19 protein-coding genes and 1 tRNA gene are annotated in these 23720 nt (G+C 54.4%); 7 read left to right on the forward strand and 13 right to left on the reverse strand.

The features are described from left to right. Positions 1-110 precede the first annotated feature (110 nt). Positions 111-2792: a GNAT family N-acetyltransferase gene (locus ACEPPP_RS01695; protein WP_374089335.1), complete on the reverse strand. Its 2682-nt coding sequence runs from the start codon at positions 2790-2792 to the stop codon at positions 111-113. Positions 2793-2930: 138 nt separating this feature from the next. Between ACEPPP_RS01695 and ACEPPP_RS01700 the strand changes: the two genes are divergently transcribed. From ACEPPP_RS01700 to ACEPPP_RS01725, 6 genes are all read left to right on the forward strand, one after another. Next, the gene (locus ACEPPP_RS01700; RefSeq protein ID WP_374089336.1) at positions 2931-3875 is read left to right on the forward strand and encodes a VacJ family lipoprotein; all 945 of its coding nucleotides are present in this window, start codon (positions 2931-2933) and stop codon (positions 3873-3875) included. 14 nt (positions 3876-3889) lie between these two features. Continuing rightward, positions 3890-6217, forward strand: coding sequence for an alpha/beta fold hydrolase (locus ACEPPP_RS01705; RefSeq protein WP_374089337.1), 2328 nt, complete (start codon positions 3890-3892; stop codon positions 6215-6217). A gap of 112 nt (positions 6218-6329) precedes the next feature. Then, entirely contained in the window at positions 6330-7469 is a 1140-nt protein-coding gene (locus tag ACEPPP_RS01710; protein WP_374089338.1) for an acetyl-CoA C-acyltransferase, read from the forward strand. After that, positions 7466-9784, forward strand: a complete 2319-nt coding sequence (locus ACEPPP_RS01715; protein WP_374089339.1) for a 3-hydroxyacyl-CoA dehydrogenase NAD-binding domain-containing protein — start codon at positions 7466-7468, stop codon at positions 9782-9784. The genes ACEPPP_RS01710 and ACEPPP_RS01715 overlap by 4 nt, the downstream gene beginning before the upstream one ends. Positions 9785-9947: 163 nt before the next feature. Then, a complete protein-coding gene (locus ACEPPP_RS01720) occupies positions 9948-12425 on the forward strand; it encodes an acyl-CoA dehydrogenase (RefSeq protein ID WP_374089340.1) in 2478 nt (825 codons plus the stop codon). 80 nt (positions 12426-12505) lie between these two features. Next, positions 12506-12889 (forward strand): DUF302 domain-containing protein, encoded by a 384-nt coding sequence (locus ACEPPP_RS01725; protein ID WP_374089341.1) that lies wholly within the window; start codon positions 12506-12508, stop codon positions 12887-12889. A gap of 124 nt (positions 12890-13013) precedes the next feature. Here ACEPPP_RS01725 and ACEPPP_RS01730 read toward each other — a convergent pair whose 3' ends face one another. Next, positions 13014-13739: a DUF4405 domain-containing protein gene (locus ACEPPP_RS01730; protein WP_374089342.1), complete on the reverse strand. Its 726-nt coding sequence runs from the start codon at positions 13737-13739 to the stop codon at positions 13014-13016. Positions 13740-14431: 692 nt separating this feature from the next. Further along, positions 14432-14608: a hypothetical protein gene (locus tag ACEPPP_RS01735; protein ID WP_374089343.1), complete on the reverse strand. Its 177-nt coding sequence runs from the start codon at positions 14606-14608 to the stop codon at positions 14432-14434. A gap of 58 nt (positions 14609-14666) precedes the next feature. Between ACEPPP_RS01735 and ACEPPP_RS01740 the strand changes: the two genes are divergently transcribed. Next, positions 14667-15107: a hypothetical protein gene (locus ACEPPP_RS01740; RefSeq protein ID WP_374089344.1), complete on the forward strand. Its 441-nt coding sequence runs from the start codon at positions 14667-14669 to the stop codon at positions 15105-15107. 132 nt (positions 15108-15239) lie between these two features. Here ACEPPP_RS01740 and ACEPPP_RS01745 read toward each other — a convergent pair whose 3' ends face one another. From ACEPPP_RS01745 to ACEPPP_RS01790, 10 genes are all read right to left on the reverse strand, one after another. Beyond that, positions 15240-15479, reverse strand: a complete 240-nt coding sequence (locus tag ACEPPP_RS01745) for a helix-turn-helix domain-containing protein (RefSeq protein ID WP_374089345.1) — start codon at positions 15477-15479, stop codon at positions 15240-15242. A 35-nt stretch (positions 15480-15514) separates the two neighbouring features. Continuing rightward, complete coding sequence (locus tag ACEPPP_RS01750; RefSeq protein ID WP_374089346.1) at positions 15515-16006, reverse strand: hypothetical protein; 492 nt, start codon at positions 16004-16006, stop codon at positions 15515-15517. A 266-nt stretch (positions 16007-16272) separates the two neighbouring features. After that, a complete protein-coding gene (locus ACEPPP_RS01755; RefSeq protein ID WP_374089347.1) occupies positions 16273-17688 on the reverse strand; it encodes a hypothetical protein in 1416 nt (471 codons plus the stop codon). Beyond that, positions 17685-18188: a hypothetical protein gene (locus tag ACEPPP_RS01760; protein ID WP_374089348.1), complete on the reverse strand. Its 504-nt coding sequence runs from the start codon at positions 18186-18188 to the stop codon at positions 17685-17687. The genes ACEPPP_RS01755 and ACEPPP_RS01760 overlap by 4 nt, the downstream gene beginning before the upstream one ends. Before the next feature lie 34 nt (positions 18189-18222). Continuing rightward, the gene (locus ACEPPP_RS01765) at positions 18223-18438 is read right to left on the reverse strand and encodes a hypothetical protein (protein ID WP_374089349.1); all 216 of its coding nucleotides are present in this window, start codon (positions 18436-18438) and stop codon (positions 18223-18225) included. A 303-nt stretch (positions 18439-18741) separates the two neighbouring features. Further along, positions 18742-21120, reverse strand: a complete 2379-nt coding sequence (locus ACEPPP_RS01770; protein WP_374089350.1) for a DUF3987 domain-containing protein — start codon at positions 21118-21120, stop codon at positions 18742-18744. Positions 21121-21206: 86 nt separating this feature from the next. Continuing rightward, entirely contained in the window at positions 21207-21482 is a 276-nt protein-coding gene (locus tag ACEPPP_RS01775) for a helix-turn-helix transcriptional regulator (RefSeq protein WP_374089351.1), read from the reverse strand. 101 nt (positions 21483-21583) lie between these two features. After that, positions 21584-22045: a hypothetical protein gene (locus ACEPPP_RS01780; RefSeq protein ID WP_374089352.1), complete on the reverse strand. Its 462-nt coding sequence runs from the start codon at positions 22043-22045 to the stop codon at positions 21584-21586. Positions 22046-22196: 151 nt separating this feature from the next. Further along, positions 22197-23411, reverse strand: coding sequence for a tyrosine-type recombinase/integrase (locus ACEPPP_RS01785; protein ID WP_374089353.1), 1215 nt, complete (start codon positions 23409-23411; stop codon positions 22197-22199). A 205-nt stretch (positions 23412-23616) separates the two neighbouring features. Beyond that, positions 23617-23701: transfer RNA gene (locus ACEPPP_RS01790), tRNA-Leu, on the reverse strand. Positions 23702-23720 lie beyond the last annotated feature (19 nt).

The raw sequence follows: 23720 nt of genomic DNA on the forward strand, positions 1-23720 counted from the left end.
GGAGGCATAAAAGGCCTCCACCCCGGCAAAGCAATCCCATTGTTTTCAACCTCACCCCGGCCCTCTCCTTGATATGGAGAGGGAGGACGGCATCCTACCTGACAGACCTCTTATTGCCGTAAATCCTTGATCACGCGCACGACCTCGTTATCACCGGGAATTTTTTCGATGCTGAAGCCGAGCTTGCTGACGAATGACAGCATCGGCTTGTTCACGGCTAACACTTCGCCTTCGATAAACGCAATGCCTTTGAATTTGGCGGTGCGCATCAGGGTTTTCATCAGGCGGGTGCCGATGCCCATGCACTGGGAGTCATCGGATACGACCAAGGCAAATTCGACCGACTGGCCGTCCGGGTTCACGATGTAGCGGCCGACGCCGTATTCCTTTGGCGGGGTATCTTGCTCGGAAACCGCGATAAACGCCATTTCTCTGTCGTAGTCTATCTGCGTGAAACGCACGATCATTTCCGGCGTCAGTTCCTGCAGCGCCTGCATGAACCGGAAATATTTGCTGCGTCCTGACAGGCGGTGCACGAAATCCTTTTCCAGATCGCCGTCTTCCGGACGAATCGGCCGGATCGTGATGCCCATGCCGTTGGCCAGTTGGTAATGCTCGACCCATTCATGCGGATAAGGATGAATCGCCATGTGCGCATACGGCATCAATTGATGCGAGAGTTGCGCCTTGATTCGGGCATCGACCGCCATCACACCGTTTTCGTCCGCAATCAACGGATTGATGTCGAGTTCGAGGATTTCCGGCAGTTCGCTGACCATCACCGAAATATTCAACAAGACTTCGACCAGTGCTTTGCCGTGCGCGGGCGGCAATTGCCGGAATGCGGCCAGATATTTCGCGGCCTTCGTTTTCGCGATGATCTGCTCGGCCATGTAGGCATTCAACGGCGGCAGCGCGACCGCCTTGTCGCGTAAGATTTCGACCAGGGTGCCGCCCAGGCCAAAACTGATCGCCGGCCCAAACACCGGATCGCGAATCACGCCGAGCATCAATTCGCGGCCGCTCTGCGAGCCGTACATCGGCTCGACCGTCATCACGATGTCGCTGACTTCCGGATGCTTCTTGCGAATCGCTGCTTCCATTTCGGCATAAAGGTGCGATACTTCCTGCACACTGCGTATGTTCAGCCTGACGCCGCCGATGTCGGTTTTATGGCTGAACTCGGCCATGTTCACCTTCAATACGACCGGGAAGCCCATCGACTCGGCCGCGATCATCGCGTCCTTCGCGTTGGAGACCTTGATCGTTTGCGTAACCGGAATGTGGAACGCGGCCAGAATCGCTTTCGATTCCTGGGTCGTCAACACCTGCCGTCCTTCGGACAAGACCCGCTCGATGATCAGGCGCGCGCCTTCCACATCCGGCGCGCGCAGTTCTTCGGAAACTGAAGGAATCTGTTTGAGCAGGATCTGATTGTGGTGATAGGTCGCCAGAAACGAAAACGCATCGACCGCGACTTCGGGCGTGTCGAAATGCGCGACCCGGCTGTTTTCAAACAGCGCCCTGCCCTCCTTGACCTTGGCGCCGCCGGTCCAGGAAGCGAGCACCGGCTTGCTGCAGGTTTTGGCCGCCTCGATCACGCATTGCGCGATTTGCGTCGGATGCGTCATCGCCTGCGGCGTCAGAATCACCAGCACGCCGTCCACATTCGGATCCTGCAAGCAGACTTCGAGCGCCTTCCGATAGCGCTCGGCGGTCGCATCGCCGAGAATGTCGATCGGATTGCCGTGCGACCAGTGCGCCGGCAGCGCCTGGTTCAAGGCATCGATACTCGCCGGGCTAAGTTCGGCCATGGTCACGCCGACATCGCCGGCGCGGTCGGTGCTCATCACGCCGGGTCCGCCGGCGTTGGTGATGATCGCCAAACGCGCCTGTTTGACCAGATAATTGTTCGCCAGTATGCGCGCGGCCGAGAACAGTTCGGCGATGCTGTAAACCCTGACCACGCCGGCCCGCTCGATCGCCGCATCGAACACATCGTCGCCGCCGACCATCGCGCCGGTGTGCGACATCGCGGCCTTGCAACCAGCCTCATGGCGACCGGACTTGATCAGAATCACCGGCTTCAGACGCGCCGCGACCCGAAGTCCGCTCAGAAAGCGGCGCGCGTCGCGGATGCCTTCGACATACATCAGGATGCCGGTGGTTTTGGTATCCAGCGCCAGATAATCCAGCACTTCGCCGAAATCGATGTCGGCCGCGCCGCCCATCGACACGACCGTCGAAAAGCCGATGTCGTTGGCTTGCGCCCAGTCCAGAATCGCGGTGCAGACCGCGCCCGATTGCGACAACAGCGCCAGATTGCCGTCCTTGACCGGGCCCTCGCCGAAGGTCGCATTAAAATGGCCGCTCGGGCGAATCACGCCGAGGCAATTCGGGCCGATTATCCGGATGCCGTAGCGGTGCGCAATGTCCAGAATCTCATCCTGCAGGCGCTTGCCTTCCGCGCCCAGCTCACCAAAGCCGGCGCTGATGATGATCACGCTACTGACGCCTTTTTCACCGCATTGCCGCATGACGGCCGGCACCGCGGCCGCCGGGACCGCAATCACGGCCAGATCGAGATCTTCCGGAATCGAATTGATGTCTCGGTAAACCTTATAGCCGAGCAAGATTTCGTGTTTCAGGTTGACCGGAAAAATGCCGCCCTTGAACCCCGCCTCCTGCATGTTCAGCAAGAGTCGGTGGCCGACACTGTCCGGGCGCTCCGAGGCGCCGACAATCGCGACCGATCGGGGTGAGAAAAAACGGCTGAGATAATGAGGCCCCATGATGCTCCGGCAGTAAAAATCTATGAGTGGGAAAAATTTTAGCATTGAAATGGTGCAATACGCGTTTTCGATTGCCGCTAAAGCGCTATACTGAGTTAAAATGCATCAATCAAAATAATACGCACAATAAGAGAATTTATGTTTCAAAACAAATTGATGTTGAATTCCGTGCTGCTCGGCAATCTGGTCATTGGCATCTTGCTGGGCGGCTGCGCCTCCGAACCGACCCAACCCAAGGATGAGTGGGAGGGCTGGAACCGCAGCGTTCACGGCTTTAACGACAGTCTGGACAAGGCGGTGATCAAACCGGTCGCGAAGGGTTATCAAAAATATGTGCCGGAACCGGTCGATCAAGGGATCACCAACTTTTTCGGCAACATCACCGATATCGGCGTCACGCTGAACGATTTGTTCCAGCTCAAAATGCTGCAAGGCGGCATGGACCTCAGCCGTTTCCTGATCAATACGACCGCCGGCGTCGGCGGATTTATCGATGTCGCATCCAGGCTGGATCTGCCCAAACACAATGAAGACTTTGGCCAGACCCTGGGTTTCTGGGGCGTGCCTTCCGGCAATTATCTGGTATTGCCGTTGTTAGGCCCGAGTTCGCCGCGCGATGCGGTCGGCCTGCTCGGCGATGCCTTGCTGAATCCCTTGACTTATATCTCGTTCGGAAGCAGCGCCGCGGTCGGTGCGGCGATTACCGGAGCGAAAGCGGTTGAGGTCACCGATACCCGCGCCGATTTGCTGACTTCCGAAAAAATTGTCGATGAAGCCTCGGTCGACCGTTACGATTTCATCAAAAATGCCTACCAGCAAAACCGCGAATATCTGGTTTATGACGGCAACCCGCCGGAACAGAAAGACGACGAGGTCGACATAGACGAACTCCTCACCGGCAATACCGAAAGTACGCAAAATCCGGTCAGCGCCCCGCAAGCCTCCCCCCCCACCGGCACTGACACAGGATTGCCGCCGGTTACGCAGGGCGGCAACGACTTGGGCCGCCAAAACGATAACTCTGGCCCCGCGCCGGTCGTGAACCGATCGCGGCGATTACTGGAATTGTCGCCGCCGGAATAACAAGGTGCAAAGCCATGAGCAAACCGTCCTACCCTGAAAACTGGAACGACATCGACACCGGACTTTACTACCGGTCGGTCAAGATTTTCAATCAAGTGCGTAAATTGCTCAGCGTCAAAATGAAGCTGCACGCGGATGAACAGGTCGAAAAGGGCGACATCTTCCTGTTCAATCATTTTTCGCGTTTCGAAACCTTCATCCCGCAATTTTTGATCTTCGAACAGTCCGGCGCTTATTGCTGCGCGATCGCCTCCGGTGAGTTTTTCAAGGAAGACAATGTGTTGGCCCGCTATCTGGGCAATGTCGGCGTGTTTCCTCATAATCACCCGCGCTTGTTTCAATTGCTGGCCGCGCAGATTCTGCGCGGCCGCAAGGTGATCATCTTTCCGGAAGGCGGCATGGTCAAGGACCACCGGGTGATGGACGTGAAGGGCCATTACAGCGTGTATTCCAGAATTACCGGCGAACGCCGCAAGCATCACACCGGCGCCGCGGTATTGGCGCAGGGCGTGGAGATTTTCAAGGACATGGTCCGCACCGCCTACCAAAACAAGAATCACGCGCAGCTGCTGCGCTGGAAGGAAGAACTGAAACTCGACAGCCTCGATCAGCTCTTGACCTCCGCGCTGAAGCCGACACTGATCGTCCCTGCCAATATCACTTTTTACCCGATCCGCTCTTCCGAAAACTTGCTACTGACCAGTGTCGAATTGTTTTCGAACGGCCTGTCGATGCGCCAGACCGAGGAGCTTTTGGTCGAAGGCAATATCATCTTCCGCAATACCGACATGGATATCCGGATGGGCGAAACGGTCAATCCGCTGGCTACTTGGGACTGGCGCACCCGCTTGCTGCAAAAAAAGGTCGCGCCCGAACTGGATTCGCTCGACGATATTTTTGCGCTGCCGAGCAGGCCGAAAAACTGGAAACACAAGTTGCTCGGGGCATATTTGAAAAAGAGCGCGAATGAAACGCGCAACCAGTACATGGAGGAGATCTACGAGAACGTCACGATCAATCTGAGCCATCTGGCCTCGACCTTGATCATGCATTGCATTGAAAACGGCATGCGGTCGCTCGAGCGGCAGTTTTTTTATAACGCGCTCTATATCGGCGTAAAAACGTTACAGAAAAATACGTCGATTCATCTGCACCGGAGCCTTTTGAATCCGAATTATTACAGTAATCTGCAAATCGGCACCAACAAAAGCTTCGAACATTTCATCGAAATCGCCAAATCTACCGATTTGATCGAGGAAGACCGCGATTATTACCGATTTTTACCGAAACTGCTCGAGGAACATGATTTCGATCTGATCCGGCTCGAAAACCTGATCGCAGTTTACCACAACGAAGCCGAACCGATCGCCGCGGTCAGCAAGACAATGATCAAGGCGCTGGACGAGTGCGATACGATCGCTCCGGAAGCCATCGCCGCCTGGCAATTCGAAGACGAACTGATGGATCTGAAATGGGAACTGCACAACTACACCAAACCGATTTACGATGACATAAACGACCACGAAACCGCCTCCGAAGACCCGTCGCCGTTTTTTCTGCAACCGGTCGAGGACAACGGCATCGGCGTATTGCTGATTCATGGCCTGCTCGCCAGCCCGGCCGAAATGAAAGGCTATGGCGATCACCTCGCGCAGCAGGGCTATACGGTCATGGGCGTCAGGCTGAAAGGGCACGGCTCGTCGCCTTATGCGTTGCGCGACCAAAGCCGGGAAGACTGGTACGCATCGGTCAGGCAAGGCTTCGAAATTCTTAAGGCGCATTGCCGGCAAATCGTGGTGACCGGCTTTTCGACCGGCGGTGCGCTAGCGCTGAAACTCGCCGCCGAAAATCATCCGGAAATCCTCGGCGTCAGCGCCGCCGCGGTGCCGCTAAAATTCATCAATTCGTCCTTCATGCTGGTGCCGCTCTTGCACGGCACGAACAGATTCGTGGACTGGGTATCCTCTTATGAAGGCGTCAAACCGTTTTTTGAGAATATCTCCGAACATCCTCGCGTCAATTACCGGCATGTGCCGGTCAGAGGCTTGTACGAACTGCGGCTGTTGATCCAACAAATGGACGAGTTCCTGCCCAAGATCAAACTGCCGGTCTTATTGATGCAGGGCGATCACGACCCGGTCGTTTCGGTCAAAAGCGCGCCGGAATTGATGAATAAACTGAGAACGCCGGATAAACAGTTGAAGATATTGAAGTCCGACCGCCATGGCGTGATCATGGAAAATATCGACGGCGCCTGGCATCTTAACGATGAATTCATCCGCCATTGCGTGAATGAAACAAACACCCGCCCAATCAGTCGAACAGCACAAAGCAGGAGTTAGCGAGCAAAAAACCGCATAGCGCCTATCAACCCATTCCGTGCCCTACCCTTTTTGCCGCCGTGTCTTCGCCCGGCCGCAAAGCAATCTCATGAATGAAACAGGAGTCAGGTTTATGAAAAATGTGGTTATCTCCGGCTATTGCCGGTCGCCATTTACCCCGGCAAACAAGGGTTTTCTGGCAAGAGTCAGGCCCGACGACATTGCCGCCCAGGTGATTAAGGGATTGATCGCCAAAACCGGCATCGACCCCCACGACATCGAAGATCTGCTTCTGGGCTGCGCCTTTCCCGAGGGCGAACAAGGCATGAATGTCGCCCGGCTGATCGGGCAACTGGCCGGACTGCCGGTCACCGTGGCCGGCGCAACGGTCAACCGTTTCTGCGGCTCGTCGATGCAGGCGATCCATATCGCCGCCGGCGCGATTCAACTGAATGCCGGCGAAGCCTTCATCTGCGCGGGCGTCGAATCGATGACCAGGATACCGATGGGCGGTTTCAACTACATGCCGAATCCAGTTCTCTATGAAAAATATCCGGAGGCTTATATCAGCATGGGCGATACGGCCGAGAATCTGGCCAGGCAATACCATCTTTCGCGCGAAGAACAGGAAGCCTTCGCGCTGTTGAGCCAGCAAAAAACCTATACCGCGCAACTGCAAAATCTTTTTGCCGATGAGATCATTCCGATCACGACGCCGCTCGGCCCTGTCGATCAGGACGGCTGCCTGCGCCCCGATTCGAATGCGGCATCCCTGGCGCAATTGGCGCCGGCATTTCAGGCCAACGGCACCGTCACCGCCGGCACGTCATCGCCGTTGACCGACGGCGCGGCGGCGGTGCTGGTTTGCAACGAAGAGTACGCCGATGCGCACGATCTGCCGAAATTCGCGCGCATCAAAGCGATCGCAGTGTCGGGATGCGCGCCCGAAATCATGGGCATCGGCCCGGTTTCCGCCACCCATAAAGCCCTGCAGCGCGCGCGGCTCGATCTCGACGACATCGACATCGTCGAACTGAACGAAGCCTTCGCCGCCCAGGCGCTGGCGGTTCTGAAAGCGATGCCGGTGCCGATGCACAAGGTCAATATTGACGGCGGCGCGATCGCCTTGGGTCACCCGCTCGGCGCGACCGGCGCCCGGATCACCGGCAAGGCGGCCAGCCTTTTGTATCGCGAAGGCAAGCGCTATGCGCTCGCGACCCAATGCATCGGCGGCGGCCAAGGCATCGCGACGATACTGGAGGCGATCAGATGAACATTCAACAGGTTGCCGTGATCGGCGCCGGCGTGATGGGCGCCAGCATCGCCGCCCATATCGCGAATGCCGGCTGCAAGGTGATGCTGCTAGACATCGTGCCGGAAAATGCCGGGGATCGCTCGGTGATCGCGAAAGCCGCGATCGAAAAACTGCTGAAGGCCGACCCCGCCCCGTTCATGCACAAGGACAATGTGCGATTGATCACGCCGGGCAATATCGAGGACGATCTGGCGAAACTGGCCGAGGTAGACTGGGTAATCGAGGCGGTGGTCGAACATCCTGGCATCAAAAAATCGCTGTATCAAAAACTCGATGCGGTATGCCGGCCCGACTGCATCATATCCACGAACACCTCCACCCTGCCCCTCAGCCTCTTGGTCAAGGACCTGCCCGCAAGCTTCCGGCAGCGTTTTCTGATCAGCCATTTTTTCAATCCGCCGCGCTACATGCGCCTTTTGGAACTGGTTTCGAGCCCGGATACGCGTCCTGACGTGCTCGCAGCGGTCAGCCGCTTCGCCGATCAGAGTCTCGGCAAAAACTGCGTCACCTGCCACGACACCCCCGGCTTCATCGGCAACCGGATCGGCATCTACTGGACGCTTTGCGGCCTGCATGAAGCAATCGAGCTGGGATTGACCGTCGAACAGGCCGATGCGGCGATCTCGCTGCCTTTCGGGATTCCGAAAACCGGCATCTTCGGCCTGCTCGATCTGGTCGGCCTCGACCTGATTCCACACATCCTGACCAGCATGACCCAGGCCCTGCCGCCGGACGATGCCTTTCATCGGCTCGGCGCGTTGCCGTCTCTCGTGCAAAAGATGATCTCGGAGGGCTATACCGGCCGCAAGGGCAAAGGCGGCTTCTACCGCCTGAACAAGCAGGATGGCGGCAAGGTCAAGGAATCGATCGATCTGAAAACTGGAAATTACGCGCCTTCCCAGAAGCCCGACTTGAGCGCGCTGGTCGAAGCGCAAAAACAAGGCTTCCAGGCTCTCTTATCGAGCGCCGATCCGGCCGCTGTCTTTGCCTGGCGGGTGATGGCGAAGACGCTCGGTTATGCGGCGAGCCTCGCGCCCGAAATCAGCGACGACATCACCGCGATCGATGCGGCGATGCGCGACGGCTATAACTGGAAATTCGGCCCGTTCGAATTGCTCGATCGGATCGGCGTCGCGGGGTTCGTCGACAAACTGCAGTCCGAAAAGCTGCCGGCGCCGGCGCTGTTGGCAAGTAAACAACCGCTCTACAAAGCCGAGGCCGGCAAACTGCATTGCACCGGTTTTGACGGCGCTTATCATCCGGTGAAGCGAGCCGAAGGAGTCGAGTTGCTCTCCGACGTCAAACTGCGCGGCGCGCCGGTGTTGCAGAACCGTTCGGCCAGCCTCTGGGATGCGGGCGACGGCGTCGCCTGTCTCGAATTCCACAGCAAGATGAACACGCTCGACATGGAGATCATGGAATTGATCCGGCAAAGCATCGACAAGGTGCAAGGCGGGTTCAAGGCGCTGGTGATACACAACGAAGGCGAGAATTTCTCGGCCGGCGCGAATCTGGGCCTGTTGATGCACGCGATTGATCACAACGACTGGGCCGGCGTCGCCCGGTTGATCACGACCGGCCAGCAGACCTATCTGGCCTTGAAATACGCGCCGTTTCCGGTCGTCGCAGCTCCCAGCGGCCTGGCGCTCGGAGGCGGCTGCGAAATCCTGCTGCACTGCGATGCGATCCAGGCCCATGCCGAGCTTTACATGGGGCTGGTCGAAGTCGGCGTCGGCCTGATTCCGGGCTGGGGCGGCTGCAAGGAATATCTACGCCGCTGGCTGACCTTGCCGAAAAGGCCGGGTGGCCCGATTCCGCCGGTCGTGAAGGCGTTTCAGACGATCAGCCTCGCGACCGTGTCGAAATCGGCGATCGAGGCGAAAGAATTGCTCTATCTGGGCAGGAACGACGGCATCACGATGAACAAACTGCGCCTGCTCTCCGATGCGAAAGCGAAGGCGTTGGCGTTGGCCGAAAACTATGCCGCGCCGCAGCCGGCCGTGTATCCGTTGCCCGGCAAAACCGCCCGGGTGATGCTGAACATGGGCGTCAAGGCCTACCATGTGCTCGGCAAGGCCACCGACTACGATCTCGTGGTGCTCGGCCAATTGGCTAGGGTGCTGAGCGGCGGCGATACGGATATCACCCAGCCTCTGACCGAAGAGGCCGTCCTCGCGCTCGAATGCGAAGCCTTCGTCGAACTGGTCAAACAGCCGGGCACGCTGGCCAGGCTCGACCACATGCTGAAGACCGGAAAACCGCTGAGGAATTAGCCAACCTCGCGTAATGTAGGCCCTCGTGGGAGCGCGCCCACGTCGCGATTAAAGCCTCGATACGCGACGTGGGCGTCGCCCCCACCGTTAGCTCTTTGACTCGCATGGCAACCACCATGAAAATGAGGCATGGGCGCTCCATTCAAATGTTAGGAGAAACATCATGCTCTGGCTTATCACATTCATCCTGATCGTTTTGACGGCCAGTTACCACCGAATGTCGTTGCGACTCACGACAGGATTGATCGGCCTCTGGCTCGCCGCCTATCTGGTAACCCATGACCTAGACTCTTTCAGCCAGGGCCTCTGGGCCGCATTCCTGCTCATCTTCATGCCGTTGAACATCGATAGCCTGCGTCTGCGGCTGATCAGCCGGCCGATGTTCAAGCTGATGAAGAGCGCCTTGCCGCCGATGTCGCAGACCGAAAGGGAAGCGCTCGAAGCCGGCACGGTCTGGTGGGATGCGGAACTGTTCTCCGGCAAACCCGAATGGAAAGTGCTGCTGGATCTGCCTCCTGCGAAGCTTTCCGCCGAGGAACAGGCATTCATCGACGGCCCGGTCGAAACGCTCTGCGCGATGCTGAACGACTGGGACATCACCCGCAACCGGATGGATTTGCCGAAGGAAGTCTGGGACTATATCAAACAGCAAAAATTTTGCGGCATCATCATCCCGGAGCAATACGGCGGCCTCGAATTTTCCGAAATGGCGCACTCCGAAATCGTGATGAAGCTATCGAGCCGCAGTTCGACCGCCGCGGTGACCGTGATGGTGCCGAACTCGCTGGGGCCCGCCAAACTGCTGCTCGCCTACGGTACCGAAGCGCAAAAGAATCATTATCTGCCGCGCCTGGCCAAGGGCGAGGAAATCCCGGCCTTCGCCTTGACCGGCCCGCACGCAGGCAGCGATGCGGGCGCAATGCCCGACACCGGCGTGGTCTGCTACGGTGATTTCGAAGGCAAGAAGACGCTCGGCATTCGCCTGAACTGGGAAAAGCGCTATATCACCTTAGGCCCTGTCGCAACCGTGCTCGGCCTCGCCTTCAAACTTTACGATCCCGACCACCTGCTCGGCGATAAGGAGGCTATCGGCATCACGGTCGCGCTGATTCCGACCGACACGCCCGGCGTGTCGATCGGCCGGCGCCATTTTCCGCTGGATTCGGCGTTCCAGAACGGCCCGAACTGGGGCAAGGACGTGTTCATTCCGATGGACTGGATCATCGGCGGTGTCGATCAGGTCGGCAACGGCTGGAAAATGCTGGTGCAATGCCTCGCGACCGGCCGCGCGATCTCGCTGCCCGCACTCAGCGTCGGCGGCGCCAAATTCACCAGCCGCAATACCGGCGCCTATGCGCGCATCCGCAAACAGTTCAACGTGCCGATCGGCGAATTCGAAGGCATCGAGGAACCGCTCGCGCACATGGCGGGCCAGACCTATATCCTCGACGCCGCGCGCAAGGTCACCTGCGCCGCGCTGGATCAGGGCGAAAAACCCTCGGTGATCTCGGCGATCCTGAAATACGAACTGACCGAAAGGATGCGCAAGGTGATCAACGACGGCATGGACATTCAGGGCGGCTCCGGCATCTGCATGGGCCCCCGCAACTATCTCGGCCGCCTGTACCAGGTGATACCGGTCAGCATCACGGTCGAGGGCGCGAACATCCTGACCCGCACAATGATGATCTTCGGCCAGGGCGCGATCCGCTGCCACCCCTATATCCAGAAGGAAATGGCCGCGTTGAGCCAGACCGATGCCGAACTGGCTCTGAAGCAATTCGATCAGGTTTTCTTCGAACACATCGGCTTTTTCATGCGCAACTATGCCACCAGCTATTGGATGCGACTGACCAATGCACGCTTCATTCAAGTGCCTGGTGACGAAAATACCCGCCCCTATTTCCGCCAAATTGCGCGGCTCAGCGCCGGCTTTGCCGTGCTCGCCGATATTGCGCTCTTGACATTGGGCGGCGCACTGAAGCGCAAGGAAAGGATCTCCGGACATTTCGCCGATGCGCTGAGCAATCTGTATCTGTGTTCGTGTGTGTTGAAGCATTACCAGAATCAGGGCTCTCTAAAGGAAGATCTGCCTTTGTTGCACTGGGCGTGCCAGCAGACCCTGTACCAGTCACAGCAATCCTTGCTGGCGATCCTCAGGAAACTGCCGATGCCGCAGGGTATTTGGGTTTTGCGCGCGCTCTTCTCGAGACGGCCCATGCGGCCTTTGGCAGCGTTTTTGAGTGCGATCGCCTTCCCGCTCGGCAAGCCCTGCAATCCCCCCGACGACAACCTGATTCACCAATGCGCCTCTCTACTGCTGGCCGACAGCCCGGTTCGCGACCGCCTGACGCACGGCATCTATATCAACGATAAACCGGACGATGCAACCGGGCGGATCGAGGTCGCCTTTAAAGCGGTGCTCGCCGCGGCGCCGATCGAAGCCAAAATCAAGAAGGCGCAAAAACAAAAGCTGCTGACCAAAGGCGATCCGTCCCAATTGGTATCTGAAGCCCTGGCGAAAAGCGTTATCACGCAGCAGGAAGCCGATTTGATCGACAAAGCCAATCAGGCCAGACTCGCGGCGATCACGGTCGACGATTTCAGTCCGGAAGAGCTGACCGGCGTTAAGCGCTCCTGACATCGTCATCGGGCGCATTAACGTCAGCGAATGTTTTGCGTCATAAGGTTGTCTAATAATAAAAAAAGTGGAGGTAACTTATGTACTACATTGTTGAGACCGGCAAATCATTCGAACAGGCATCGGTGGACCTTGATTCAGCGGTTAAACGGCACGGTTTCGGGGTGCTGCATGTCCACGACTTAGGAACCACCCTCCGCAGTAAAGGCATTTCATTTGATGAGCAGTGCAAGATTTTCGAGGTCTGCAATCCGGGGCAGGCTGCGAAGGTTCTGTCAACCGATATGCGTCTCAACATGGCGCTACCGTGTCGTATCTCGGTGTTCACGGAAAAAGGTAAAACGAAGATCGGCCTGATCAAGCCGGCCGAAATGCTTTCGGCGTTATCCCAGGATGCCGCATTGGCGCAAATTGCCACAGAAGTTGAGGAAAAAACCAAGCAAATGGTTGACGAGGCGAAGTGAGGGCTCGCCACTTAACGAATAAGGTTAGATTGTGTGAGCGAAGCGAACCACAATCTGAACCGGTTGTTGGACGAACCCGGCGGTGGAAGGCAGACTTTATTATAAGAATATTGCCAACCAAACCTTATTCGGCGCCGGCGTCGATCCAATTGCGCAAGATGTTAAGCTCGCGTTCGGATAGCCTGTGGCTAGCCGCGAGCGCACCGCCGGCTTTCGGATCGGAAAGCATGCCGAGCAAAGGGCTCTCTTGGCTGTTGCCAGGAATCACCCAGGCTTTTTTGCCGTTCTTCCCCAAAAAATCTTCCTTGCGGTCAATCCGAAAGCCGCCCTGCGCCATGCCCGGGCCATGGCAACGAAGACATGAAACTTCCAGAATCGGATAGACGTCTTTCTCGAAACTGACCTGAGCCGGCTTGGCTTTGGCGGCAGGATCCTGCGTTATCGAAACGGCCGCTTTCGAGGGCGGACAGCAGGGAACGTCCCGCGGTTTGACGGAAACCTCAGCCAGCCAGGCAAACATTCCCACGATTGCACTCACAATCAGCAGCGTGATCATGCCGCTCCGAAAAGATCGGACCTGGCAGGCATTCGCCGCGCCGAATTGCCGCGCAACCACGCTGACCACCCACTGCCAGTGCAACACCAGATGGATCAGCAAAACGATGAGCAGCGCAAGACTGATCCAGAAATGCACCTCGCCCCACTGATGCCGGATCAATCCCCACAGAACCAGGGACTTGTTGGTGCCTGGGGGCAACGGAAAATGCAGGATGTAACCAGTTGCGATCATCCCGATAAAGCAGGATGCCGCCAAAAAGTCGATCAACAGATTCAATGCCGTGCGCTTCATGATGCCCTCATTTGGTATTGTGTCGTCTTCATTTGCAAGCGGGTCTCAACGCTGCCCGCCGACAGCATCGGTGAGTCCATGGTCAGTCGGCCGTATTGCTACCCAAGCCGCGTAGGGGGCGCACCGCGCCCCTTTTCGATGCCAAATCACTCCAGAACCCTTGGCAACTGGAATACATTATCTGTCGAAATGCTTTAGAATCGCTCGAATATTCCGCCGTTCGGATTTATTGAATGGTGCGCGGTGCGCACCCTACAAGGCTCAACTGAATTGATTAGGCTGTTAATCGATGATGAATTGTTTTATTCTGCAGCTGTGTAGGGGGCGCACCGCGCCCCTTTTCGATGCCAAATTACTCCAGAACCCTTGGCAACTGGAATACATTATCTGTCGAAATGCTTTAGAATCGCTCGAATATTCCGCCGTTCGGATTTATTGAATGGTGCGCGGTGCGCACCCTACAAGGCTACAGGCTAGTTAGCGGTAGATGACATCATGCCCTACAGCGCTGGACAATAAAAAACCCGCTAAGCCTTGCGGCTTGCGGGTTTTTTATACTTTGTCGGTTCGCTAAGAACCTTGAATTGGTGCGATGGTCTGACTCGAATTAAGCCTTATAATATTGATTTATAACTTAAAATAATAACAGCATAAGGCAAATACCGTCAATAATACCGTCAAACTGTTATTGCTTAGCGAGCATTTAATAATTTTTGAATCCCCCGCAATCGTTGCGCCAGATCGCCCTCTCCAAATCCCGCCAAGGAACAATGACGAACACAACTTAAATTGACAATGAAGCCACCTAGGGCATAAGGTATGTTTTTTCTGTCTTTGAGGTGTTCCATGTTATTTGTTTCATTGCTCATGAGAGTATTGCCGTCAGCGATTATCACTTATGCAATATGCGGAATATGTATAAGAGCAATGAAACTCCACAAGACCGGGATAGTAATCGGTTTTTTTTCAACTTGGTTCATGACTTCGGTAATCGCTCTTGCTCTTGCAGACGTACCAACTGTCAACACGGCAGGTGAAAAAGCCTTTCAGGCGGCTTTTATCGCGTCAATAATAAGCATTGGCTCCATTGTTTTTCTTGGTGGCGGCTTTAGGCGCACCAACTATTCGGCCAATCAAACTGATGACGATAAACGCACACCCCAATTTTTTAGAGGTTTTTTGCCTCAATCAAAAGCAGTTAAGGCGTTAGTGGCAGCCGCATTTGTTGCTCTAATCTCATGGTTAATTTTTGGACGGGGCAATTATAACGACTGCATTCTTGAAAACATGAAAGGGGTAAATAATACCCAAGCGGCTTACCTTATCAGGAAAGCCTGTTTAGACAAGTATACGGACTCTAATTCATGATCCTGAAAAAGCTCAAGTATCCATATCACCTATGGAGAATAATCCGGCACAGTTTCCGTTTCTTACGTATCGATCATTAGGCATAAAAAAACCGGCCTAAGGGCCGGTTCTCTTCGGGTCTTGCGCTTTAACCTAAACCGCCAATCTTGGCCGGCCGCGCGGTTTTTTCTCTTCCTTCGCGGAGCCATCGCCCAAGGATTCAACAAATGACTCAAGGTCGGACACTCTAAAAAGTACACGGCCACCAACTTTAACCGGCTTGATGATACCATCGTTGGTCATCTTCTCAAGCGTTCTCACACTCACGGATAGCGCGGCGCTGGCTTCGGCTTTATTGAGCAAGAGTTTCACCTTTATTTCCTGCTGGTTCATTTGACTGCCGGGCTCCGTGGATCTGGTAGGGTTACTCACTGTGCCGCGCCGTTGATTACCTTGACGGCTTCAAAGTGCGCTCTTATTGCCGCTTTCATATCGTTGATGTCATGAAAAACCGCATCGATACTGTTTAAGATTGTTTCGTCGTTTATCCTGCTTTCCCCTTCGAAATGTGAAGATAACAGCAGCAAGACGCCTTGAGCGCGGCCGGCCATAGCGTTAAACGCATCCTGAAGCGCGATATGGTCATGGGCTTGCGCTAAATCGAAACGATGTTTAAACGGATTGTTAGCAGGTAATGTCATGGTATTTTTCTTGTTTTGAATGGATAAACCGCCACCTACCTTTTCGACTGTATAGGGTGGCGGACTGCATGGGGTCGAAAAGCCGGGTACAAGGAACCGGCCAGCGCCGAACGCTGCCCAAACAGTCCGCCATAAACTTTTTGCACGACGAACCGCCGCGCAGTTTCTGACGCGCACAAAAAAGCCGCAAGGTTGCGGCGTCTTTCTCGCCTTGTACACAATCGGGTTTCGACGCCCGGCCTTGCTGTTGCAAGACGGCTGAATTCTGAAGCGTTTGATGGATCATGTCATTATGAATTTGGTCATGTGAATCTGATTCACAACCTATCCGCGCTCAAAATTTGCGATGATTGAATTCGCCTCGCAATTTTTTTCTATTCGTGAAATGTATTCACAATATTTTCCGCAATCGTTGCGGCTGAACCCTGACCGTTTTCGAACGAAAAGCCCAGGTATTCCGGGCTTTTCATTGCTGGCGGGTTTCCTCACCGGCCGCGCATCACATTCGCAAGAACCGGCGAAAGATCAGGCTTATTCGCAAAATGCGGGCTAGACTGTGCCGCTGGTCGCTGCGGCATATTGGCCGCCCGCATCGCCGCCTCGGCTGCCTGAATAATATCCGGCCTGTCCTTGAACTGACTGCGGTTATTTAGAACGTACTCCGCCTTTCTGCGCCTCTCGTCCAAACTCGGCGCATTGGCCGCCCACTTTGCCGCCTCGGCTTGATCCTCCTGCGCCTTCATCTGCTTTTCGGGATCGATGAATGACTGCCCGTTATACAGAACCTCCTTATCCCCAGCGGGCATTCCATTTGAATCGTAGACCGGCACCTTCACTTTGGTGATGTCCTTTTTTCCATCCTTTGCTTGGCTGCCGACGACGCCATTAACCGCGCGTACAAAGTCAGGATTGGATTCAAGCACCTTGCCGATAGCATCATAGCCTTCGATGCGCTGGATAATCTGATCTACGCCTACAACCCTAATCTGGTCGTCTGCCGGGCTCGATGATCGATACTGCGTCATTGGTCCTTCATCAACGAGTTTCTTGCCGCCCTTGTCAATTACGGTTCTGACATTGAACACAAAGCCTTTACCGTCCGGCGAAGGGTAAACATCTGAAATTTCCTTGCTTACGACCTTGCCGCCCTTGAACTCTGGATTGTCGCCGTCATAGTCGCCCAGGCCTTTGTTGATGTCTGATCCCTCGATGTCGTTGAACGCCTTCAGGACGGCCGGCTTGTTCTGCTGGAAGTAGCGCGGATCGGCTACCGCTGATTTGATATGTGCCAAGTCATTGTTAAAGGTTTGCAAGTCGCTTGAAATCTTGCCGACATTGACTCCGAGCGCGGTCTGAATATCGTTCAAGTCGTTTTGCTCATTGCCCTTGGTCAAGCGAATAGTGGTCAATCCGGTGTTTTGGTCCTGTGAAATCAGGTTAGCCATGACGCGCCGTTGAGCATCATCCCGGTTCTTTTGCTCCTTGGCGAACTGCGTTTCCAGTCTATAGCGCTCTGTTTGTGCTTGGTTCTCATCGATCGCTGATTGCGCCTGCATGCCCTGAATATCAATCTGCCGGGATTGGTTTTCGAGCTGTGCTTTCCGGTAGGTCTGATCATTGCCCGTATCAGCCTCGCGCAAACCGAGCTCTCGATTTTTTAACCCAAGTTCGTTTTGATATTTTTCTCTATCAAACCGTTCTTTGCGCGCCGCCGTTTCCAGGTCTTGATTGTGCCAATCCTGGTCACGCTGGTCGAGCGTCTTTTGCCGGTCAACCCTATCCTGGTATTGCGCGTTTTCGAGACCTATTTTCTGCTGTTCCATGTCATTCCTGCGGCGCCGTTGGATCGCGTCGTCGACCAAGCCAAATCCGGCACTAAAACCCTCTGAAAAACTGGTCATTTCAATAACTCCAGAATTGAATTTTTTAATTGAACGTCGTTTAACTCATCGATCACAACGCTGTAATGCCGATAAGGAACATGATCTTTCGATACTCGGATGCCTTCGAAGGCTATTACCATCAGATTGCCAGCCAAACCACAGTGGGAGAATTTAAAACCCTCTCTTCTTAACTGGTCCTTCAATTCCGGCGTTCGCTGGATGCCATAAACGCGCCCCGATTCATCCAGAACCAGAATTTGCCAGCTATCTTCCGGCGGCGGCTCAATGGCTCGATAGAATTTGTAAGGGTATGAAAGACTTTGCCAGCCGAGAAAAAAACCGCTAAGACTCTCGCCAAGTTGGGGCTTCCAAGCAGGAACTGGAACAGGGGTAGAGGAAATCGCCGCGCGCTCCCTCAAGCTGGATAACCGGGATTTGACTTCTGGATAAAATCCCTGCCTGGTTATGGTTTCAAGATCAACCGAATTGCATTCAGTTTGGGTATTTGGGGTGTGCATACTTGCCTCCCGGCAATTAAAGTTGAAAAGCCAATCAATCGATTGGCCGGTTTTGTCGGACCGGATCGCTGTCCTTTTCAATCAAGTCCAGATTGATGCAAGCTGCGTAAAGGTTCTGCGTGGCTTCACCAAGCAAATGCACTCCCTGCATCGTGCGTTGGTCTTTGGTTTTGACGATCTCCGGATTGTTGAGTAGTTGAAAAATTGTCTCTCGGAGTAGGTCGTAAATCGTTTTGATGTCTTCTTTCATGTGGCCTTTCTCCCTCCTGTTACAGGATCACAATTTGACTCTCATTCTCTCTTCTCCATAGAGACACCCCCACCGCCCATTTCAGAGTCATTTTCAAGGATGGGGGTGGGTTAGAGAGAATAGAGAATATATTTATAAAAATTTATATATATTATTGTTTTTGTTTGTCTTTTTTGGCTGCTTTCCATTCTCAAAAAAGAGAGAATGCAAGAGAATTTAGAGAAGATTTTCACCGTTTTCTGGTCAATTTGGCCGGTATTCTCTGGCTCATTCTCTCTTTGTTGAGAATCTTGTAACGGTCATTTAATCATTCGAGAGCCTGTAAATGGCGGCGGTTTTGTCAGTAACGCTCCCGATTCCATCACTGGCCACCTGGATCTGTTTGGATTGAAGCAAGTAATCAATGACGTTATCCAGTTCGTAAACCTTGAGCTTCATCAGCTTCATTAATTTGCTGCGAGGCATCCACCCTTTTTCCAAGTACTCGAGATAGCCTTGATCCTTGTAGCTGCCGGCTTTCTTGATGAAGCTCAGCGCCTTTTTGCATAATGACTCGAACTCACTGTCGGCCATATCGGCTTTAAGGCGGCCCTCCATGGACGTGATACACCATGACACGAAGAGCACAGCGAGTTCGGCATGGTCCCGTTGGATTTTGACCTGAGGTAAAAGAAACGGTTGGCAATCACCCAATGCAATAATGCCGGCGACTCTGAGCGCGTTATCAAAGCCGCGTACCCAAAGTTTGCCCATGCCGCCGCCATTGAGTTTCTCGTCGCATTCCTTGTCAAAAGCGTCCAGGATGGCCAAGGCCTCGGGCGTCATTTCAATGGGATGCACTCCCTGCAGATTCCCTTGGGTTGGCGCCGCCGAGCGGCACAACCGATTCAGGTAATCCAAGACTTCATTGGGCAGGTCATGCCGTGGAATCTGCTTGGGCGGACGCACTTGGTCTGTTTCGATGTAAAGAATGCGATTGAGAAATCCGCTATCAATCTGGGCGCCTGACATAGCCCCGGTTAATTCGTCGTGGGTTGTGGCCCCGAATAGGGAGAAGAATGGCCGATCGATAGGATCGATATTGTGCTTTTTCTCCGAATAGGTTTTGCCGCCATGAACGCCATTTGCCATTGAATAAAGGGTCATACCTTCCTTCAATAACTCTTTTTCGTGAGGGGATCCTTTATCGCTGAGTGCCACTTTCAGATACATACCGAACTCATCTGGAAGCCAGACGAGCGTATTCCGGTTATCGATCAAACCGCGTAACAAGGCCGGGCTTGATGCAATGGATTCCAGCGCTCGTACGGGGGTCTCCAGTTGATTAAGGATTTTTTTGATGACATTCCGCGGGTGATCTTTTCCGCATCCTGTAGCGCCGACGATCACGATGAACAAATTCAGTCCGGTACCGTAAGGCATAATCACAAATCGATTCAGGGATGCGGCGGCAACAATTTGTAGGGCTGCGGCCATCGCAAAGACGGGTTGCGGCCGGATGGCAGAGTTTATGATGTAGTCGATAACTCGGCCAGTGACGCCTGGAGGGTGCAGCAATCGTTCCGGAAACGGATTCTCATTGGCTTTGCCGCTTGGGGCGTCGATAAGGGCAGGCGGCATGGAATTTAAAACTTCTGAGGTCAGAATTACCCGAGGCACGCTTTCACGGATACTTGGCTCCAACGTTGCTTGAACAGCCTCGATACTATACCGAGTATGCTGGTCATTGAAGTCGCTTGATTCGGTATCACTTTCTGGAAAGTGTGGAGTTACCGGCACGGTTCCGGGCCCGGCCGCCTTGGCTGCCTTCTCCGCTGCAATCCGTCCGGTATTCATCGGCTCGCCTTTGGCGTTCTTGGTAAACCGATCGTTATCGCCGCACACGATCAGCTTGGCGCTTGGATGTCGGCGCCTTGCGATTTCGGTAACGGCCGGAAGATTGCCGGCGTTGAACGCGACATAGACCGTTGCGCCGCTGGCCATGTACAGACTGGTGCCGGTCGACAATCCTTCGGCGGTCAGAACCAAGGACTCAGAGCCTTGGATCACGAAGAAACAGCCCTTTACCTCCCCGCCCGGAGTGAACATTTTCTTGCCGTCGAAGTTAATCCTTTGCAGGTTGCGGATTTCGCCCGATTCATTAATCAAGGGGACAACAAGATTGATGAGTCCATCGAACTTTATGCCCGGTACCGGTTTGATCTGCTTGGTAACTAGGTAATGATGGGTTTCCGGTGCGTCTTGATAGCCTGCCCATTCGGCCGCGCATTCCGCCGCGACTTCATCCTGGATCCGTTTCCGCTCGGCTTCCTGCTGAACTCTGGCCAATTCCATCTTGGCCGCGTAATCCTGCCGCTGATCGTGGGACATTTCGGCATGATTGAATGATGTCCAGGTGGTTCGTGAATACGGATCCTTCCAATGACCGAAGCAGCCGGTCATGTAGTCCATGCTTTCGTGCAGGACATACCAAAAGTTTTTGGTGCGCGATTTGTCGTCTTTGTGCTTGACTCGATGGATCTGGCCATCTGCTACCGCATAGCCGGAAATCAAGGCACCGTTGGCTTCAAGTTCGCGCGTAAACTCGCCAAGCGCCCCGTAACGGTCAAAGCCGCCCGGCTGATCCTGATAGAGTCGCGCATCGAACCCCCCCAGCCCGAAGTCAGTGGTTAGGTTGGACATGTGATATAATTTCCCTTGTACGCGTCTCCGCGTTCAAAAATTAGAGAATCGTAAAAAACCTGGTTGTCTGGCGGTGACCGGGTTTTTTATTGCTTGGCGCTTTGCTCTGTCCGAGCGGCCTCGAGTTGAAGCACTAACGTCTTTATTTCATCTTCTGGTTTGCCAGCAATCCGCGCTGCATTGATCGCTGCGATTTCATGAGCTGGCCAGGCTACGCGCTCGCCGCCGATCTGTACCGGCTTGGGGAACAGGTTTCTGGCGATTTCTCGGTAGATAGTGGAGCGGCTTTTGCCGGTGGCCGCTTCGACGGCCGGACGGCGTAACAGGGGGGTAATGGCGGGTAATACGTTTGTGGAAACCATGTTTTCTTAACCTCTGCTTGATTCTGGTTAAGCCGCTGCGGGAATCGCTGCGACATGGTTACATCATAATCAGGTTCAAATCATAAAAATCGACGGAAATTTTATGATTTTTGGGTTCGAATGAAATTAGGTGCGACCGCATCAGCTAAACCAAATCGGTTTGCTTCGTGGTGTCTGTTTATCGCTTCCCGTTCTTTTATTCGAGCCTCCGTGTCCTTTATTTGAGCCTCCAGGTCCCTTGATTGAACAAGTAAGGCTTCAAGTGCGCTCCGTAGGTCTTTCCGGTTAGACACTTCATTCAGGACGGCGCGGTATTCTTTTTCGGCCCGCCATTTGCCTTTATTTCGTTTATTCAATTCATCCTTTAAAGCTTCCTTGGCGGTTAGCTTATTGCCCTCCAATTTTGCTGCGACTATTCGATACATCACTGCACCCACGAACTCTTTTGGGTGCTTGCGGGGGGCGCCTCTTTTTTTTGGTTTGCGCTTCAAATCCTTTTCAAGTTTGAGCGCGTAATTGCGCCAGTCGTCGATTGTCCAATGCTCACGGTCAGAATATGACATAACGCCTCCTTCAAAGCGTCGCCTTCAAAATAGGAATCATGCCGGCCGGTTGAAGGTGCCCGGTTTTCGCCCTGTCGGGCTAGGCGTGGTTATTCGGAATAATGCGCGTTTTGTGCCGTATATAAACAGAACATTGACCAATCGGTATGGCTCATCCCGCGTGCTTAAACTGAATCACCTCAGCGCCATTCTTCAAGCCGTCCAGGTAATCAGCCCACCACTGCATCATCTTGACGCGCTCAGGCAAATATTGCGCCCGGTGGTAAGCGGCTCTCACGCTGTCCCGCTCTCCGTGGGCAAGCTGCCGCTCAATGGCGTCTGCGTGAAATAAATGCGCTTCATTCAGGCGCGTCGATGCCATCGCCCGGAAACCGTGGGCAGTCATTTCGTTTCCAGTGTAACCAAGGCGTCTTAAAGCGCCAGTGATAGTATTCTCTGACATTGGCCGTTCATGAGTTCGAACGCTTGGGAAAACGTAGCGCCCGTGCCCGGTCAAGGGCCGAATCTCCTCGAAAATCTCAATGGCTTGCTGGGACAAGGGAATGATGTGTTCGTCGCGCATTTTCATTTTATGCGCGGGGATTCGCCATTCTTTACGTTCTATGTTGATTTCCTCCCACTCGGCCTTTCTCACTTCGCCAGGGCGCAGCATGACCAGGAAAGACAATCGGAAGGCGCAACGGGTAGCAAGTTCTCCTGTGTATCCATCAACCGCCCGTAATAGCTCACCGATCTTTACCGGGTCGGTGATCGCGGCGTAATGCTCGACGACAACCGGTTTTAATGCCCCCTGTAAATCGGGAACGGGATTCCTTGATGCCCTGCCGGTAGCGATGGCAAACCTAAATACCTGCCCTATGGTGCGCTTTACGTTATGCGCCAGCTCATTGGCTCCGCGCTGTTCAACTCTTCGTAGAACGGCCAATATCTCCGGAGCCTCTATATCCGCCAATGGCCGCGCCCCCATCCAAGGAAAAACATCCTTTTCCAATCGCGTTAGTGTTCGCTTGGCGTGATCTTCGGTTTTGTCGGCCATGTGGGTTTGATGCCATTCGCGGGCAATCACCTCAAAACTGTTCGCGGCGCGTTCGGCATTTGCGGCCTTGATCGCTTTACGCTGTTCGGATGGATCGCCGCCAGCCGCTATCAACTTCCGGGCGTCGTCACGTTTGTCGCGGGCATCGGATAGGCTAACGTCAGGATAAACGCCTAAGGATAGCGTCTTTCTCTTGCCTTCATATCGGTAGTCGAAACGCCATAACTTGCCGCCTTGCGGTGTAATGTAGAGATAAAGCCCTTTCTCGTCAGCAAGCTTGTAGGGCTTGTCTTTTGGTTTTGCTTTTCTCGCTTGAATGTCGCTTATCATGCGGGCTCCAGAGTAGTTTTACGGTATTGAAAACGCCGTCTGACGGTATGGGGTACGGTGTAAGAGCCAGATACCGTCAAGGATACCGTCACGGTTGACGGTATTGCATGATACTAAGTGAGAATGTTTGAGACAACAAAAAACCCGCCAAGCCTTGCAGCTTGCGGGTTTGTGAGACTGTTTGAGACTGTCTGAGTCTGTGATTTGGTGCCGATGGTCGGATTTGAACCGACACGACTTGCGTCACCACCCCCTCAAGATGGCGTGTCTACCAATTTCACCACATCGGCAAATTTTTGGATCAGGAAG

Origin of the sequence: Methylomicrobium lacus, assembly GCF_041897535.1 — a bacterium.
Classification (GTDB): Bacteria; Pseudomonadota; Gammaproteobacteria; order Methylococcales; family Methylomonadaceae; genus Methylomicrobium; species Methylomicrobium lacus_A.

Bases quoted from the DNA above. Each gene is read 5' to 3' on its own strand.
- ACEPPP_RS01695 (WP_374089335.1), bottom strand. From the start codon at position 2,792: ATGGGGCCTCATTATCTCAGCCGTTTTTTCTCACCCCGATCGGTCGCG.
- ACEPPP_RS01700 (WP_374089336.1), top strand. From the start codon at position 2,931: ATGTTTCAAAACAAATTGATGTTGAATTCCGTGCTGCTCGGCAATCTG.
- ACEPPP_RS01705 (WP_374089337.1), top strand. From the start codon at position 3,890: ATGAGCAAACCGTCCTACCCTGAAAACTGGAACGACATCGACACCGGA.
- ACEPPP_RS01710 (WP_374089338.1), top strand. From the start codon at position 6,330: ATGAAAAATGTGGTTATCTCCGGCTATTGCCGGTCGCCATTTACCCCG.
- ACEPPP_RS01715 (WP_374089339.1), top strand. From the start codon at position 7,466: ATGAACATTCAACAGGTTGCCGTGATCGGCGCCGGCGTGATGGGCGCC.
- ACEPPP_RS01720 (WP_374089340.1), top strand. From the start codon at position 9,948: ATGCTCTGGCTTATCACATTCATCCTGATCGTTTTGACGGCCAGTTAC.
- ACEPPP_RS01725 (WP_374089341.1), top strand. From the start codon at position 12,506: ATGTACTACATTGTTGAGACCGGCAAATCATTCGAACAGGCATCGGTG.
- ACEPPP_RS01730 (WP_374089342.1), bottom strand. From the start codon at position 13,739: ATGAAGCGCACGGCATTGAATCTGTTGATCGACTTTTTGGCGGCATCC.
- ACEPPP_RS01735 (WP_374089343.1), bottom strand. From the start codon at position 14,608: ATGAGCAATGAAACAAATAACATGGAACACCTCAAAGACAGAAAAAAC.
- ACEPPP_RS01740 (WP_374089344.1), top strand. From the start codon at position 14,667: ATGAAACTCCACAAGACCGGGATAGTAATCGGTTTTTTTTCAACTTGG.
- ACEPPP_RS01745 (WP_374089345.1), bottom strand. From the start codon at position 15,479: ATGAACCAGCAGGAAATAAAGGTGAAACTCTTGCTCAATAAAGCCGAA.
- ACEPPP_RS01755 (WP_374089347.1), bottom strand. From the start codon at position 17,688: ATGACCAGTTTTTCAGAGGGTTTTAGTGCCGGATTTGGCTTGGTCGAC.
- ACEPPP_RS01760 (WP_374089348.1), bottom strand. From the start codon at position 18,188: ATGCACACCCCAAATACCCAAACTGAATGCAATTCGGTTGATCTTGAA.
- ACEPPP_RS01765 (WP_374089349.1), bottom strand. From the start codon at position 18,438: ATGAAAGAAGACATCAAAACGATTTACGACCTACTCCGAGAGACAATT.
- ACEPPP_RS01770 (WP_374089350.1), bottom strand. From the start codon at position 21,120: ATGTCCAACCTAACCACTGACTTCGGGCTGGGGGGGTTCGATGCGCGA.
- ACEPPP_RS01775 (WP_374089351.1), bottom strand. From the start codon at position 21,482: ATGGTTTCCACAAACGTATTACCCGCCATTACCCCCCTGTTACGCCGT.
- ACEPPP_RS01780 (WP_374089352.1), bottom strand. From the start codon at position 22,045: ATGTCATATTCTGACCGTGAGCATTGGACAATCGACGACTGGCGCAAT.
- ACEPPP_RS01785 (WP_374089353.1), bottom strand. From the start codon at position 23,411: ATGATAAGCGACATTCAAGCGAGAAAAGCAAAACCAAAAGACAAGCCC.